Origin of the sequence: Nocardia cyriacigeorgica NBRC 100375 (assembly GCF_000308555.1) — a bacterium.
GTDB classification, from domain to species: domain Bacteria; phylum Actinomycetota; class Actinomycetes; order Mycobacteriales; family Mycobacteriaceae; genus Nocardia; species Nocardia cyriacigeorgica.
In genome coordinates, this window is record NZ_BAFY01000079.1 from 1 (window position 1) to 15,376 (window position 15,376).

At 68.5% G+C, this 15,376-nt stretch carries 16 protein-coding genes and 2 pseudogenes; 13 read left to right on the forward strand and 5 right to left on the reverse strand.

Going from position 1 to position 15,376, the window contains the following annotated elements:
• The 8 genes and pseudogenes from RJ05_RS31855 to RJ05_RS07830 all read left to right on the forward strand — a co-directional run.
• Window positions 1–329: PIN domain-containing protein (locus RJ05_RS31855; protein ID WP_211357622.1), on the forward strand; the 329-nt coding region annotated here is incomplete at its 5' end.
• A gap of 185 nt (window positions 330–514) precedes the next feature.
• Window positions 515–679: pseudogene (locus RJ05_RS32155) on the forward strand (MerR family DNA-binding transcriptional regulator); the annotation flags it as partial.
• Window positions 680–968: 289 nt separating this feature from the next.
• Window positions 969–1,490 (forward strand): hypothetical protein, encoded by a 522-nt coding sequence (locus RJ05_RS32160; protein ID WP_234012476.1) that lies wholly within the window; start codon window positions 969–971, stop codon window positions 1,488–1,490.
• Window positions 1,491–1,505: 15 nt separating this feature from the next.
• Window positions 1,506–1,850, forward strand: coding sequence for a YciI family protein (locus tag RJ05_RS07810; protein ID WP_036534885.1), 345 nt, complete (start codon window positions 1,506–1,508; stop codon window positions 1,848–1,850).
• Complete coding sequence (locus RJ05_RS07815; protein WP_036534888.1) at window positions 1,847–3,067, forward strand: RNA polymerase sigma factor; 1,221 nt, start codon at window positions 1,847–1,849, stop codon at window positions 3,065–3,067. The genes RJ05_RS07810 and RJ05_RS07815 overlap by 4 nt, the downstream gene beginning before the upstream one ends.
• Window positions 3,064–3,679, forward strand: a pseudogene (locus RJ05_RS07820) (maleylpyruvate isomerase family mycothiol-dependent enzyme). Before RJ05_RS07815 ends, RJ05_RS07820 begins: the two are co-directional and overlap by 4 nt.
• An 85-nt stretch (window positions 3,680–3,764) precedes the next feature.
• The gene (locus RJ05_RS07825) at window positions 3,765–4,184 is read left to right on the forward strand and encodes a hypothetical protein (protein WP_036534890.1); all 420 of its coding nucleotides are present in this window, start codon (window positions 3,765–3,767) and stop codon (window positions 4,182–4,184) included.
• Window positions 4,185–4,253: 69 nt separating this feature from the next.
• Window positions 4,254–4,421, forward strand: coding sequence for a hypothetical protein (locus RJ05_RS07830; protein ID WP_156090808.1), 168 nt, complete (start codon window positions 4,254–4,256; stop codon window positions 4,419–4,421).
• Between the two features lie 48 nt (window positions 4,422–4,469).
• Here RJ05_RS07830 and RJ05_RS07835 read toward each other — a convergent pair whose 3' ends face one another.
• The 3 genes from RJ05_RS07835 to RJ05_RS07845 form a co-directional block, all read right to left on the reverse strand.
• Entirely contained in the window at window positions 4,470–4,973 is a 504-nt protein-coding gene (locus RJ05_RS07835; protein WP_036534895.1) for a hypothetical protein, read from the reverse strand.
• On the reverse strand, window positions 4,970–6,082 hold the full coding sequence (locus RJ05_RS07840; RefSeq protein ID WP_036534950.1) for a DNA polymerase III subunit beta family protein: 1,113 nt from the start codon (window positions 6,080–6,082) through the stop codon (window positions 4,970–4,972). The genes RJ05_RS07835 and RJ05_RS07840 overlap by 4 nt, the downstream gene beginning before the upstream one ends.
• A gap of 83 nt (window positions 6,083–6,165) precedes the next feature.
• A complete protein-coding gene (locus tag RJ05_RS07845) occupies window positions 6,166–6,441 on the reverse strand; it encodes a hypothetical protein (RefSeq protein WP_014349899.1) in 276 nt (91 codons plus the stop codon).
• A gap of 323 nt (window positions 6,442–6,764) precedes the next feature.
• On the opposite strand from RJ05_RS07845, the gene RJ05_RS07850 reads away from it, so the two are divergent.
• The 3 genes from RJ05_RS07850 to RJ05_RS07860 all read left to right on the forward strand — a co-directional run bounded on the left by RJ05_RS07850 (window position 6,765) and on the right by RJ05_RS07860 (window position 9,576).
• Window positions 6,765–7,007, forward strand: a complete 243-nt coding sequence (locus RJ05_RS07850; RefSeq protein ID WP_174343912.1) for a hypothetical protein — start codon at window positions 6,765–6,767, stop codon at window positions 7,005–7,007.
• A gap of 102 nt (window positions 7,008–7,109) precedes the next feature.
• Window positions 7,110–8,564, forward strand: coding sequence for a DUF1254 domain-containing protein (locus tag RJ05_RS07855; protein ID WP_081597221.1), 1,455 nt, complete (start codon window positions 7,110–7,112; stop codon window positions 8,562–8,564).
• A gap of 280 nt (window positions 8,565–8,844) precedes the next feature.
• Window positions 8,845–9,576, forward strand: coding sequence for a TetR/AcrR family transcriptional regulator (locus RJ05_RS07860; protein ID WP_085996177.1), 732 nt, complete (start codon window positions 8,845–8,847; stop codon window positions 9,574–9,576).
• A gap of 4 nt (window positions 9,577–9,580) precedes the next feature.
• Here RJ05_RS07860 and RJ05_RS07865 read toward each other — a convergent pair whose 3' ends face one another.
• The gene (locus RJ05_RS07865; protein ID WP_036534896.1) at window positions 9,581–11,314 is read right to left on the reverse strand and encodes a TerD family protein; all 1,734 of its coding nucleotides are present in this window, start codon (window positions 11,312–11,314) and stop codon (window positions 9,581–9,583) included.
• Window positions 11,315–11,470: 156 nt separating this feature from the next.
• Between RJ05_RS07865 and RJ05_RS07870 the strand changes: the two genes are divergently transcribed.
• Entirely contained in the window at window positions 11,471–11,968 is a 498-nt protein-coding gene (locus RJ05_RS07870) for a hypothetical protein (RefSeq protein ID WP_051016342.1), read from the forward strand.
• Here RJ05_RS07870 and pabB read toward each other — a convergent pair.
• Window positions 11,965–14,118 carry an aminodeoxychorismate synthase gene (gene pabB, locus RJ05_RS07875; RefSeq protein WP_036534898.1) on the reverse strand — a complete coding sequence of 718 codons (2,154 nt, stop codon included), beginning with the start codon at window positions 14,116–14,118 and terminating at the stop codon, window positions 11,965–11,967. The genes RJ05_RS07870 and pabB overlap by 4 nt on opposite strands.
• 89 nt (window positions 14,119–14,207) lie before the next feature.
• Here pabB and RJ05_RS07880 point away from each other — a divergent pair, with 89 nt between their 5' ends.
• A complete protein-coding gene (locus tag RJ05_RS07880; RefSeq protein ID WP_036534899.1) occupies window positions 14,208–15,263 on the forward strand; it encodes a phosphotransferase family protein in 1,056 nt (351 codons plus the stop codon).
• Window positions 15,264–15,376: the final 113 nt, after the last annotated feature.

Consider the following 15,376-nt stretch of genomic DNA (forward strand, 5'->3'; position numbering starts at 1 on the left):
TTCCTCAACTTCGAAAACTTGGTTATTGGTGTCGCGGCGCGAATCCGGTTGAGGCCGGGCCAGTCCCATCTTCTGCCCTGCGCTGGATCTGCCGCGGGTTCGGCAACGCTTCAGTCCGCCGCGCTTACGCCGAATGGCGCGATGAGCGGTTCGGCAAGCACGAACAGCCGCTCGCCGAGAATAGTGTCGACCTGGTGCAGCTCGGTCGGTTCACGCCGGGTACGCCCAAGAATGCCGTCGACGTCAGGCTGGACGCCCATAACCAAAATAGCCCCCAACCAGTGGAGGCTCCTTCGTACTACCTTGACCGACTCACTCGCCCACCGTGACGTTTTTCGTGTCACGGTTTGAGTAAGCCCGTCATGGTGGGGCGGGCGGGGCTCGAACCCACGACCAATGGATTATGAGTCCACGGCTCGCACTCCGGCCCGATTTGTATGGGGGGTGGTGCGATTTGCCGCTGGGGTGATTTCGACTTGAGTCTCCACAAGGGGGAGAGTGCAGCCTTGTGGTCATGGACGACGAGAACCTCCTCACGATCGGCGCTCTGGCTGCGCGGACCGGATTGTCGGTGAAGACCATTCGGTTCTATTCCGATCGGGGGATCGTTCCGGCGACCTGTCACAGCCCGGCTGGTTACCGCTTGTACGACATGGATGCCCTGGCTCGCTTGGAGCTGGTTCGAACGCTGCGCGAGCTGGATATTGATCTGGCCACGATCCGGCGCGTACTGGCGCGGGAGACCTCGCTGGCCAAGGTCGCCGCAGCGCACGCGGCGGCGCTCGGTGTGCAAATCCGGACGCTGCGTTTGCGGCGTGCGGTGTTGGCGGCGGTAGCGAAACGGGAATCGAATTCTCAGGAGATGAGTCCGATGCACAAACTGGTGAAACCTGTCCGACGCCGAACGACGCCGCGTCATTCACGATTTCATCGACGACACGTTCGGCAGTGCCGATGCCAATCCGGCCGTGGTCGATCTGCTGCGCTCGAGCATGCCGGAACTCCCCGAAGATGCCACCGTCGAGCAGGTCGAGGCGTGGATGGAGCTGGTGGAGTTGATGCAGGACGCCGGCTTCCGGGCGGCGGTGCGCCGCATGGCCGAGTATCAGGCGGCCCAACGCGCCGACGGAGACGCCACCGGGCTGCATCACGACCTGACCGAGGCTGTGCGCCAGGAGGTGGGCCGTGCGCTGGCGGCCGGGCTCGCACCGGATTCCGACCAAGCCGGTCCCATCGTCGCCACGCTCACCGCCCGCTACGCCGAGACATTCGGCAAGGCCGATGACAACCAGTTGAAGGCGTGGATCCTCGAACGGCTCGAGGTCGCCGACGACCCCCGCGTCACGCGGTACTTGCAGCTGGTGGCCGTGATCAATGGCTGGCCTGCGCTCCCGGATCTGGAACCGGTCTTCACCTGGTTCGGCCAGGCTCTGCGCAACTACTTCCACCGCCTGTCGGATTCCGGGCCCGCCCGATCGTCTAATGGATGAAGGAGGTGAACCGGCATGAAATACGTGCTGATGTTCTGCGAGACCGAGGAGTGGGACAAGCGCTGGGAGGCGATGGATCAAGAGGAGCGGGATCGGGGGTTCGGGCAGGTGCAGGAGTGGTTGGCGCGGTATTCGGACAAGATTCTGCACAACCGGAAGCTGGCCGAGGCCGATACGGCCACCACTGTGCGGCTCGATGCCGAGGGGGAGCCGTTGATCACCGACGGGCCGTTTGTGGAGGGCAAGGAGGTGGTGAGCGGGTATGTCGAGGTCGACGTGGCCGACCTGGATGAGGCGCTGGCCATGGCGCGGACCTGGCCGGGGTGTCCGCTGGTCGAGATCCGGCCGGTCTTGATGTGACCGAGCCGGCGGCGGCTGACGTGCTCGCGGCGGTGGTTCGCGAGCACGGCAGCAGGCTGGCATCGGCGCTGGTGTCGCTGCTCGGTGATTTCTCCGCCGCCGAGGATCTGGTGGCGGATGCGGTGGAGAAGGCGTTGCGCACCTGGCCGGTCGACGGGGTGCCGGAGCAACCGCAGGCGTGGCTGTTCACGGTGGCCCGGCGGCGCGGGCTGGATGTGCTGCGGCGCGAGGCGAACTATCGCGACAAGCTGCGGCAATTGCAGTGGCCGGTGTACGACGAGCCCGATGACCGGCTGCGGCTGATGTTCACCTGCTGCCACCCGGCCCTGTCCCGCGAAGCCCAGGTGGCGTTGACATTGCGCATGGTGTGCGGACTGAGTACCGCGCAGCTGGCGAAGGCGTTCCTGGTCTCGGAATCGACGGTGTCCCAACGCATCACCCGTGCCAAGCGCAAGATCGGCCAGGCCGGAATTCCCTACCGCATCCCGGCCGACGACGAGCTGGGCGAGCGGTTGAGCGAGGTGCTGGCGGTCATCTACCTGCTGTTCAACGAGGGCTATCTGGCCACCGAGCGCAGCGGGGCCCGCGATCTGGCCGCCGACGCCGAATGGCTGGCCACTCTCACCGACCGTCTGCTGCCGGGCGAACCGGAGGTCATGGGTCTGCTCGCCCTGATCCGGCTGCACCGCGCCAGGGCCGCCGCCCGCTTTGATGCCGGCGGGCGGATCGTGCTGCTGCGCGATCAGGATCGCGCGGCCTGGGATCACGCGGCCATCGACCGTGCGATCCGGTTGCTCACCGAGGCCGGCCGGCTGAAACGCCCGGGTCCGTACCAGCTGCAAGCGGCGATCGTCGCCTGCCATGCCGAGGCCTCGAGCTGGGACGACACCGATTGGCCGCAGATCGTCGTGCTCTACGACATGTTGCTGCGGTACACGCCCTCACCGGTGATCCGCCTGCACCGCGCGATCGCACTCGCCCGCGTCGCGGGACCGCGGGCGGCGCTGGCCCAATTGGACGAGCTGGCCGGCCCGCTGGCGAACTACCACCTGCTGCACGCCACCCGCGCCGAACTCCTGCGTGAACTCGGCCGCACTGACGACGCCTTCGCCGCCGACCAGCGCGCCCTCACGCTCACCCGCAACCCGGCCGAACAGGCTGTGCTGGAGGAACGACTCGGCCGGCTGCGGCCCCACGATCTACGAGGACAGCCATGAACGTCATCGATATGGCTCGCGCCGAGCGAGCCGATTTCGCCGAACTGCTGGAAACCCTGTCACCGCAACAGTGGAACGCACCGTCGCTGTGTGCGGGCTGGCGGGTGCGCGACGTCGCCGCGCATGTGATCAGCTACGACCATCTCGACCAGGCCGGCCTGGCGAAGCGATTCGCCAAAGGCATGTTCTTCCGGTCCAACGAGGTCGGCGTCGCCGAATTCCGGGACCTGACCACCGAGGAACTGCTCGACCGGTTCCGCGCATCTCCAACCGCGCGGACTGACCGCGGGTTTCGGCGGGATGATCGCCTTGGTCGACGGCACCATCCACCATCAAGACATCCGGCGGCCCCTCGGCCTGCCGCGCACCATCCCACCGGAGCGGCTGCGATACGTGCTGGATCGCACGCCGACCAACCCGCGGCTGGGCGCCTGGCGCCGGATCCGCGGGCTGCGGCTGCGCGCCACCGATATCGACTGGTCGAGGGGCTCGGGGGCCGAGGTGGTGGGCCCGGGCGAGGCATTGCTGATGGCGATTTCCGGCCGGCGCGGGATCGTCGGCGAACTGGACGGACCGGGCCGGGCGATCCTGGCGGCGCGCATCGGCGGCTGAGCGCGACCGAGGCGACACGCGTCGCGATCGGTCGGGCTGGGCGATCGGGGCCGCCTACCGTGGACGAAAACCCGAAGGAGCCACCGTGAAACCTCGTCATCTCGTGGCCGGTGCGGCGCTCGCCGCGGCGGCCGTCTGTCTCGCGCCCGCCGTCGCGTCCGCCGACGATCCGGAATTCCCGCGCAACGGAGTCATCCCGCCGGGGACCTACCACATCATCCGGCACCCCTCCAACGTCGTCGGATCTCCGCTGGAGAACTGCGACCTCCGGGTATTCGTGGACGGTGCGAATGTCGAGCTGGCGTGCCCGACGTTCAGCCGGGCCGGGCATCAGCGGCCGGTCGGGACCGACGAAACGTATGTGACCTTCGATTTCGTGCCGATCGGACTGGATCTGCGTGATATCGACCCGCGTCAGGGGCATTGGATCGGGACGATCAATATCGCCGGCACACCGCTCGCCGCGCCGTACCCGCTGGCCGGGGTGACGCTGCAACGGCGCTGATCGACAACACTTCGGTGGGCGATCACCGGCGCAGCTCGCCCGGTGATCGCCCATCGGCATGCTCAGCTCATGAGCGGCGGCGTGCAGTTCGCCGACCGGTTTGCCCAGAACTCGAGAACCCCTACCGCACCAGAGGTGTCGAACGTTCTCGACCTGGCCCTGCACCGGCGGCACTCGTTCTATGGGCGGGACAGCGCGCGGCTGCTCAACGGTGAAGGCGTGATCGCGCTGTCTTAAGTCGGCGCGATGGCGTGATTGCGCGCCGCGGACGGTCGAAACGTCTGCTCACCCGCGATTGCTGGGTCGGCCCGTCGGCGCGGATTCCCGGCGTGTGGTGACGCCGGCGTCGATTGCCGCCTCGACCTCGTCGACAGCCGTGCGGATCATGGCGCCGTATTCGTCATCGCGCAGGGCACTCAGATGGCGGCGGGCCGCCTCGACCTGGCTGCGGGCGGCGTCGAAGGAGGCGAGGCGCCGGTAGTTGTCGGCGAGGTTGAGATGCAGTGACGGGAAGAAGCCGCGGACCTCGAGGGCGGCGTCGAATTCCTTTGTCCGGGTGTCGGTGAGCGCTTCGGCGGCATCCAGCGCGCGGACATCCCAGGTCAGTGCCTCGGCGGGATCGTCGTGCAGGTCGGCGAGGTAGTGGGCGAGGGTGCAGCGGTGCAACGGGTCGCCCTGCGGGCCGAGGTCGGCCCAGAGTTCGGTGAGCGCTGTGCGGGCACCCGCGCCGTCGCCGGCGCGGCCGCGGCTGACGGCGTCGGTGATGGCGGCCATGGTCGGATCGGTCATGCGGGATTCTCCTCGGAGTCGGTGGAAAGCCGGGTCGGCATGGCGAGCGTGGTCAGATCGCCGTCGGTGGCAGAACGGATGACGACGGGCAGGTCGGGTGCGGCGATGTCGAGCATGATGTCGGGGCCGACGGCGGTGGTGAGGGCGGGGCACAGGGTGGCGCGAGCGAATGCCAGCGCGGTATCCGGCCCGCTCACCATCGCGGGGATGGTGACAGCGGGCGTCGGACTGCCGCCGCCGGGCGTGCGCGCGTGGTCGGCGGTGCGGACGGCGCCCGCGCCAACTGTCACCGCGCCTGCGCGTGCCGATAAACGCAGCACGTCTGCACCGGATTCGACGGCTCCGATCAGCTCACCGCGCCCCACGATCACCCGCGTCCGCACCGGCGCAAGCTCCGACAGCAGTGTCCGGTAGTCCGGGAACTGCTCCTCGATGGTCGCGCAGCGGTGCTCGGCCCCACCGCTGCTCAGGTGCACGGCACCGGCGCGCGGGCTCAGCGCGACATCGGCCTGGGCAGTCATCCAGGGCACGGCTTGTGCCAGCTCGTCGCCGTCCACCACCCGCGACCAGCTCGCCCCCGTCCACGACCGCGGCACGAGTGTGCGAGTGGTCAGCCGGTACCGATCGGTGGCGGTGAGGACGACGGCCTCGCGCGCGGCTTCGATGAAAATACCGGTGAGCACCCGGAACTCGCCGTCGCGCGCGAGCGCCGATCCGACCTGCCCGATCGCCTCCGCCAGCAACACGCCCGGCAGGCACACGCGAGGCTGGGCTGCGAGCTCGGATTTGATCGCGGCCGCCATCGCCGCGGCTTCCTCGGCCCGGCGCGCCATCGCGTCCACATGCTCGTCGAGCAGCCGCGTCGCCTCGTCCGATTCGGCGGACAGGATGGCGGCGACCGTGTCGAGCCCGATGCCGATATCGCGCAGCTTACGGATGAGCACCGCGCGTTCGCGCTGGTCGTCGGTGTAGTAGCGATAGCCGGTGGTGGCATCGACCTCGGCGGGCACCAGCAGTCCGCAGTCGTCGTAGAACCGCAACGCGCTCGGCGTCAGCCCGCACGCGCGCGCCAGCACCCCGATGGTGATCAGTTGCCTGTCCGCAGTCACCCGGCCATCATCGGCCTTCAACCAACTCGAAGGTCAAGCCCACCCGGCGACGAGGACCGCCGGGTGCGCGCAGGTGCGCGGAATCAGCCGATGACGGCGTTCATGATGGTGCCCGCGCTGGTGGCGACCACACCACCGATCATGGCGCCGGCGACCATCTTCGGCGACTCCAGACCGCCGCCGGTCCACTTCTCCCAGGCGAATTTGCCGCCCGCGTAGATGATGCCGCAGACCCCGGACAGCAGCACGAACCAGGTCAGGTACCGGACGAGTTGGAGAATCTTGTCCGACATCGGCGGCGCTTCGGGAGTGGGGTTGCCGATTTGCGCGACGGTGTCGTAAACGGCGGCCAGGATCATCTCGCTGCTCACTCTGGTTCGGGGTGGGCGGGAACTCTTCGCACAAATCGTATCCGGTCGATCCGCCGATCGCAGTCACGTGGCCCTGAACTGGCGTTTTCGCGTCGCGGCGGTGGTCAAAACCGCTGTGTGCCAACACTTGCGGTACCCGATGAGGCTCCGGGATGATGGAGGGCGCGGGGGACACCGCCGAACGCGTCGATTCGCTTGGTGCGGAACGTTTTACGTCCCTGCGCAGTGGATATCGGTTCGGTTGCACGGGAGAGGGTAGGGACGTGAGTATCTCGACGTCACTGGTGGACACGGTCACGACGCTCGCGCAGATGAGTGACCCCACGCCCGAGCCACCGCCGCTGGCCGACAAGGCGCAGCAGTTCGTCCGGTATGCCACCTGGCTTGCCATGCTGTCGGGCATCATCAGCATCGTGTACGCGGGCGGCCGGTTCGCCTGGGAGAAATGGAGCGGTGGTTCCTTGCAGTCGCCGAAGATGGTCGCCGGCGCGATGATCGGCGGCACGGTCGCCACCAGTGCGGGCACCATCATGAACGCCGTGCTCGGCACCTGAGCTCCTGCGGACGTGATGCCGGCCTGAGTCGGCAAATCGGTGGCTATACTTCCTCGCGTATCTCTCCACCTCCGGCGATCTCGGAAAGCAGGGAGTTCGGCGATGAGTCGCACCGCACCGAAGTACGCCGGGCCGGCGGCATCGGACTCGGCATCCGATGAGCGACCGGCGTTTTCCCGCCGCGCCGTCCTCGGCGCGATGGTCGCCGCCGCCGGCCTGGCGGCCTGTGGCGAATCCGCCGACGACGGTTCGGCCACGCCTTCGGGTACCACCGAGGACCGCATCGACGTGGCGACGCAGGCCTACATCTTCGGCTTTCCGCTGGTGCTCATGGACGCCAACCGCAAGGCGATGACGGCCGGTATCGGCAACAACCAGTTCCTGCACGGCACCGCACTACCGGTCCCGAGCAGTCGCGGCGCCCGCCGGATCGGATTGGATTCGCTGTACTCGTCGGCATGGCTCGATCTGCGCGATGAGCCCATGGTGTTGCAGGTTCCCGAGATCGATCCGCGCCGCTACTGGGTCATGCCGCTGTTGGATGCCTGGACCAATACGGTGCACAACCCGAGTAGCGTCCGCCCACAGGCCGAGCGCCCGGCCGCGCCCTACACCTATCTGATCTCGGGTCCCGGCTGGTCGGGTGAGGTGCCCGAAGGGATGCGGGCCCTGCCCATGCCCACCAGGATGGTCTGGCTGCTCGGCCGGATCCAGGTGAACGGCCCCGATGATGTGCCTGCTGTCCGCGAGATCCAGGCGCAGCTGAAGCTGCTCCCGTTGAGTGCATGGCCGCCTGATGGCGAACCGTCGCCTGCCGCCGCGGGCCCGGGGGAACTGCCCGAACCGCCCGTCGACGTCGTGACGCGCATGTCGGCCCGCGACTTCTTCGACCGCATGTGCGAGCTGATGGACGACAATCCGCCGGCACCCGAGGACGCCCCGGCACTCGACCGTTTCGCGACCATCGGGATCACCCCTGGTGGGCATCCTCGTGGCATCAGCAGCGAAGAACTGTCCGCGGGTAAGGACACCGCACAGCGCCAGATCGCGGTGTACCTCGACCCCGGCGCCAGGCTGATCAACGGCTGGGTGATCAATACCGACATCGGCCGCTACGGCACCAACTACCTGCTTCGGGCCGGCACCGCCGACCGCGGTCTCGGCGCGAATCTCCCCGAGGACGTGATGTACCCGATCTTGTTCGGCGATGCGGGCGACGAAGGTCTGCCGGTGCCGTTCCGGTTGCGCTTCGCACCCGGGCAGACGCCGCCGGTGGACGCTTTCTGGTCGCTGACGGCCTACGGTCCGGAAGGGCATCTGGTCGCCAATCCGGCCGGGATCTACTCCATCGGTCATCAGGTCCCGGTGGTGTTCCGGCCCGACGGCGCGCTCGAGCTCGCGGTCCAATACGCCGACCCCGGTTCCGAAGTGCCTGCGGGTAATTGGCTGCCGATCCCGCCTGCGGGGCAGTTTTCGCTGGTGCTGCGGATGTACGCGCCGAAGGAAGCCGCGCGGACCGGGGCCTGGGTGCCGCCGCCCCTCGAACCGGTCACCTGACCGGCGGCCCTCGAACCGGTCACAGCGCCACCCGAACCGGTCACCTGACGAGCGCCACCCGAACCGATCACCTGACCAGGTTGGTAGCGGGTGAGTGTATCGGCGGGGCGGGGCGCACTCCGCGAGTCAACCGACATTACTAAACAGTGTTTACTCTCTGCCCGGTTGTGGTTACATCTCCTAGCGGACCCATCTACTCGAGGGCGCGCGCCCGGGACCCGCAGGAGACAGCCGTGACCAGACCGAACGCCGACGGTACGTGCCGGGAAATGGGTCCGCTGTGAACCTCCGGATCAGCCAACCCGTGCCGCGTGGGCGCTCGCCGGTGATCACCGACGCCGATATCCGGCACGCGGCCAGGCAACTTCTGGTCGAGCACGGCGCCGATGCGGTCACGCTGCGCGCGATCGCTCGCTCACTCGGGGTCACCGCGCCGGCGCTGTACCGGTATTACAAGTCGCTCGACGACCTGATGGAGGCCCTGCGCCTGGAGATCTGCGCCGATCTGGCCGCCGAGCTATCGGACCGGATCGCCGAACTACCCGACGACGGCGCGGTCCAGTTCTTCGCCATCTGCCAGGGATTCCGGCATTGGGCGCTGGCCCACACCAGGGAATTCACCCTTGTGTTCGCCTCACCCGGCGCCGGCCGCGGCGTGCGCGGCTTCGACGAACCGTTCGGCCGGATCTTCCTGGCCGCGGCGGGCAGGCTGCTGGCCACCTACGACGTCATCACCCCACCGGCCGACGATATCCCGGATGAGCTGCGCGCCGATCTGCAACGTTTCCAGGCCGAACTGCTGGGCGCGCTCGCCGAGGCGGGCCAGCCCGCCGCCGCCGACCGGATCGACCTCGGCGTCACCTATTTGATGATCCAGATCTGGGCGCGGCTGTACGGGCACGTCACCCTGGAGGTGTTCGGCAACTATCCGGTGCCGCTGTCGAATCCGGAGGTCCTGTTCGATGCGATGCTGGCCGACCTCGGGCGCTCCGCCGGGTTGATCTCCGGCTGACCGTTCAGATCCGGGCGCCCTTGGCGCGGTTGCAGGCCCGGCACAGGATCTGCAGATTGGTGGCGCTGGTTGCGCCACCGCGGCTGAGCGGAATGATGTGGTCGAACTCGAGGTAGTGGCCGTCGCCGCATTCGACGCACCGCCCGCCGTCGCGTTGCCACACCTCGGCTTTCACCTCCTGCGGGATGCTGCGGGTGTCACGCTGTCCTGGGGTGAGGGCCAGGCGTTTGGCGACCCGCAGCGCACCCTCGACGGCGGCGGCGAGGTAATGCGGATCGTCGACGGCGAAGCGGGCCCCGCCGCGCGCCGAGGTCGCGGCGATCACCACGGTGTCGGCCCCCGACGTCTCCTCGCGCTCGATGGCGACCGAGACGATCCGTGACCACGGCATCTCGATCCCGGAATCGGAGCCGACGAAGCGCAGCTTCTTGTTGCTGACGATCAGCCGTCCGTCGGTGTATCTGGGTCCCTTGGCCAGCACGCGGATCTGGGTGGCTCCCGCGTCGAAATGCACCCGTTCCTCGGGGTCCAGGTGCAGGCCGTGGCCGCGCACCGTCGGCAGATCGCCCGCCCGCAATCGGGTCAGGGTGCGGCCGCGATGCATCCGGCGGTACAGGTCGTCGATCGCTGGTCCGGTCAGCGCGAGCTCGGCGATGGTCTCCTTGAAGCGTTCGAATTCCGGGCCCTCGATCTGGCCGTCGGCCATCGCGAAGGCCACCATCCGCTCCATGTGGTCGAGTGCGAGCGGGTGCAGGGACGCGCGTCCGACGCTCTCGTCGATGCGCTGGTACCGCAGCGACGCCCACAACTGCTCCCATTCGGGGCCCTGCGGCCCCGGGCCGGACAGCACCCGCCAGACCTGGGTGTGCCAGTGGGTCAGGTACTCCTCGATCTCCTCGGCGCAGCCGCGGCAGGGATGGTGACCGCCGAAGAGTTTGCGGCGCCTGCGGTTACCGCACCGATCGCAGTACTGCGGATGGACGGGCAGCCGCTGACGGGTGTCGCCGGTCCAGTGCGAGCCGTCCCACCAGCGCAGCCGGGCGCTGTCGTGCGGGTCGACATGCCAGTCGGCGCGTTCGGGGTCCGGTGGCGGTGGAGGCTCGGTGGCCAGCTCCGGGACGACGTCACGACGCAACGTCAGCGTCGGTGCCGTGCGGGCGGGCTCCTGGGTGAGCACGGTGCCCGGTGTGCGCTGGGTGCGCTGGCGTGCCGCCGGTGGTGTGGCCTGGCTGCCCGGTTCGTCGACGACCACGCCGAACTCGGTGACCAGACCGGCCATCCCGGATTCCCAGCCCTGCGCCACGGCCCGGAATCGCCACTGCCCGTCGCGCCGGTAGAACTCGCCGAACATCATCGCGGCCACCGGTTCCGAGCCCTCGATCTCGAACACCGCGATCGCGCCGCCGGCATCGTGCACCGTCACGGTCAGGCCCGCGACGTCGGCGAAACTGCCGTCGTCCACCGACCCGGACACGACGATGCGCGCGATCTCGGCTTCGGTGCGCGGCAACGACACACTCAGCCGTGCGGTGCCGGCCGGGGCCGCCTGATCGAGCGTGACGGCCTGGGAGATGTGCCTGGGCGCGTTGTAGAAGACCAGATCACGATCGTTGCGCACCGTGCCCGAATCCGTGAGCAGTAGCGCGTGCGCGTCCACCGCATGCTCCGAACGCCATGAAACAACCACGGCTAGAAGCGAAGTCGGTACCGGCGCGTTCGCGCCCTTGCTGAGTTTCATCGTTGTCGAACTATGCCACGGCCCTCCGACAGGCCCGGCGGACAGCCGCTGACCACGCTCGCGGCCAACGGCGAGCAGGCCGCGCGGGCGCCGACACCCTCGAATGCGGTTTCGGCAATCCTGTCGCATCGGCGCAGGTTGGGGCACAGTAGTGCTATGACGAATCCGAAGGATGCGGGCAAGCAGCCGCCGGGGCGGGCGCCCGGATCGCGGAAGGTGCCCAACCCTGGCGACGTCTTGGCCGCAGCCCAGTCGGCGGTGGAGGCGGCGCAGACCGCGGCCGGGCAGGCACTGGATGCCGCGCGGATGACCGCCGGCTATTCCTTCGACGCGGCCGTGCGGCTGCCACCGGCCTCGGCGCAGCTCGCCGCGCAGCTGCCCGATCTGCTGGACAACCTCTCGACCGCCATCGACCGGCTCAACTCCACGATCGACCGGCTCGACCGCACCCTCGCCCTGGCCGACCCGGCCTTTGCCGCCTACGACCGGCTGCTGCCGCGACTGGAGGCGATGATCTCCCTCGGTGAGGATCTGTTCGGTGCGTTGTCGAAACTGCCGGGAGTGAGCATGCTCGGTCGGTTGGCGGGTCGCGGTGAGGAGGCCCCCGCACCCGATCCGAAGGATCAGGGACCGGGGCGGTCCAAGCGCCGTTAGCTCTGGCCGGTCGAGGACCGGCTTGGACCGGAGTCGTCGACGTGTGCGCTGACGGCGCGGTGCGTGGCGGCGGCCTTCAACACCATCTCCGCGTACTCGTCCTCGGGCACCGAGTCCAGCACGATGGCGCCGCCCGCGCCGATCTGCCAGCGACCCTCGTGCAGGACGGCGGTGCGGATCACGATATTGAGGTCGGCGGTGCCACCGAGCCCGAGGAAACCGATGGTGCCCGAATAGACCCCGCGCGCCCGGGTTTCCAACTCGTCGATGATCTCCATGGTGCGCAACTTCGGCGCGCCGGTCATCGAACCACCGGGGAAACACGCGCGCACGCAGTCGATCACCCCCGCTTCGGGACGCAGGGTGCCGCGCACGGTCGAAACCAGCTGGTGCAATGTCGAATACGTTTCGGTCGCCATCAACTTCGGGACATGCACACTGCCGATCTCGCACACCCGGCCGAGGTCGTTGCGCAGCAGGTCGACGATCATCAGGTTCTCGGCCCTGGTCTTGGGACTGGAAGCCAGCTCCCGGACCAGTCGTTCATCCTCGGCGGGTGTGGCTCCACGCGGCGCCGTGCCCTTGATCGGTTTGCTCTCCACGGTGCGGTGCCGATCGATTTTCAGGAATCGCTCGGGAGAGGAGCAGGCGATCTCGAGCTCATCGAAACGCAGATATGCCGCGTACGGGGCGGGATTGCAGCGGCGCAGGGTGCGATAGACGTCGAGGCCCTCGGCGGTGGCGGGCACGGTGGCGGTGTCGGTCAGGCAGATCTCGTAGGATTCGCCCGCCCGCAGCGCGTCCTGGCAGATGGCGATGTCGATCAGGTAGCGCTCGCGGCTACGTTCGAGTGCCGCGGCGACGGCGGCGGTATCGGCTTCGATCGCCAAATCGGGCGGATTGGCCCAGGTGGGCAGTGATTCCAGCACTTGGGCGGTAGTTCGCAGCCACTGGACAGCGGCGGATCCGTCGGAGCCGGTCAAGGCGAGCAGGTGGGTGCGTCCCGCCACGTGGTCGACCACCACCAGCCGATCGGCGAAAATCCACTGCGCGTCCGGGGTCCGCGCGCGATGCGCGGCCGCGGCCCCGCACTCGGCCTTCACCTCATAACCCAGATAGCCGACATAGCCGCCGGTGAAATCGAAGGGCAGATCGGGCAATTCGATCCGCCGCTCCCGCAGCTGCCGGTCGAGGTAGTCCAGGATCCGCCCCGGCACCGTGTGCTCACCGTCGGCCCGGGTCACCCGCACGACCCCGGAGCCCACCCGATACCGCACCACCTCCGCCAGCGGACCACTCGCGTCGCCGAGGAACGAGAACCGATCAAGACCCGGCTCGACGTGCTCGCTGTCGAGCCAGAACGCTGTCGCCGAGTTCGCGTACAACCGCAGGAACACCGCCTCGGTATCCACCGCGCGGTCGATCACCAGGTGCTCGAGCCGGAGGGGGCCGGCAGGGCGGGCCGGGCGCGAACCGCCGTGCGTGCTCGCGATCGGGGCTACCGCGGTGTCGGCCCTTGCGGGGGGAGCCCCCACCACGATGGGAGTCGAACTCTCCCGGCGACCAGCGTGTTCCGCCGTCAACCGGGCGAAATTGGCGAGGATGGCCGCCCCGTGTTCGCTCGCGATCGACTCCGGATGAAACTGCACGCCCCATTGCGGGCGGCCGCGATGCCGCACACCCATCACCACACCGTCCGACGAGCGTGCGGTCACCTCCAGCGCGTCGGGCAGCGGCTCGGCCGCGCACAGCGAGTGGTAGCGCACCGCGGTGAACTGGTGCGGCAGTCCGGCGAACAATCCGGCGCCGTCGTGGTCGATCCGATCGAGATAGCCGTGCCGGGCCGCCGGTGCGCCGTCCACCACACCGCCCTCGGCCACCACGATCGCCTGATGGCCCAGGCACACGCCGAGCAGCGGCAGGCCGGTCTCGCGGATCACCGCGGCCGAGAGCCCGACATCGCGGGCCACGTCGGGGCGGCCCGGCCCCGGCGAGATGACGACGTTGTCGAACCGGTCGAGGCGCAGCTGCCGCACCGTCCGCGCCTCATCGTTGCGCACGACCACCGGCTCGGACCCGTATACCTCGCTGATCAGCTGATACAGGTTGTAGGTGAACGAGTCGTAGTTGTCGATCAACAGCGTGCGCATGGTGGTCCGAACCCTACGCCGCGACCCGATCGGTAAACTGCTGTCAGCTGCCTTCAGATTTCCGCGCGCGGTGGTGCACAATGTGGGACATGTCTGTTGCGCAACCGGTAGGTGTGGACCGCGAGGTCGTCGATTTCGGCGTGGTCGGCAAGTGGATGACCGAACAGGGCCTGCCCGAGGGGGAGTTCGAGGCGGTGACCGAACTCGGCGGCGGCACCCAGAACATCATGCTGCGGTTCCGTCGCGGCGGACGCGACTATGTGCTGCGGCGCGGCCCGAAGCACCTGCGGGCCAAGAGCAACGACGTCATCCGGCGGGAGGCCCGGCTGCTCGGCGCACTGGGCGACACCGAGGTGAAGGCGCCGCGGGTGATCGCCGCCTGCGCCGACGAATCGGTACTCGGCGCCGTCTTCTACCTGATGGAGCCGATCACCGGCTTCAACCCGCAGAACGAACTACCCGAACTGCACGCGAATGATCCGGAGGTCAGGCGGCAGATGGGGCTGTCGGCCGTGGAGGCGATCGCCCGCCTCGGCTCACTGGACTATCAGGCGCTCGGCCTCGCCGACTACGGCAAGCCGGAAGGCTTCCTGGAGCGCCAGGTCCCACGCTGGATGGGTGAACTCGAGTCCTATTCGGCCAACGCGGGCTATCCCGGCCCGGAGATTCCCGGTGTCGAACGGGTGGGGGAGTGGCTGGACCGCAACCGGCCCGCGCAGTGGACTCCCGGCATCCTGCACGGCGACTGCCATCTGGCCAACATGATGTTCTCCTACGACGGCCCCGACGTCGCCGCCATGGTCGACTGGGAGATGTCGACCATCGGCGATCCGCTGCTGGACCTGGGCTGGCAGATCGCCACCAGGCCGGTGCCCGGCACCACCGGCGCGGCACTGGTGGGCAAGCTCGGCGCGGTCGGCGGCCTGCCGACGCCGGAGGAGATGGTCGTCCATTACGCGAAGTTCTCCGAGCGCGACCTGAGCGCGGTCACCTGGTACACCGTGCTCGCCTGCTTCAAGCTCGGCATCGTGCTCGAGGGCACCCATGCCCGTGCGTTCGCCGGCAAGGCGCCCAAGCAGGTCGGCGATTTCCTGCATGCCATCACCCTCGAGCTGTTCGAGCGGGCGCACGGCTTGATGGAGTAACACCGCCCCGGCGCCGTGGCCTCGCGTGCCCTCGGTGTGCCCCGCATCCCCTCGTTGCCGGCTTCGCTGCTGAAAACGGCTTCCAATAATAGAACGTGTTCGCGCTGCTCGCG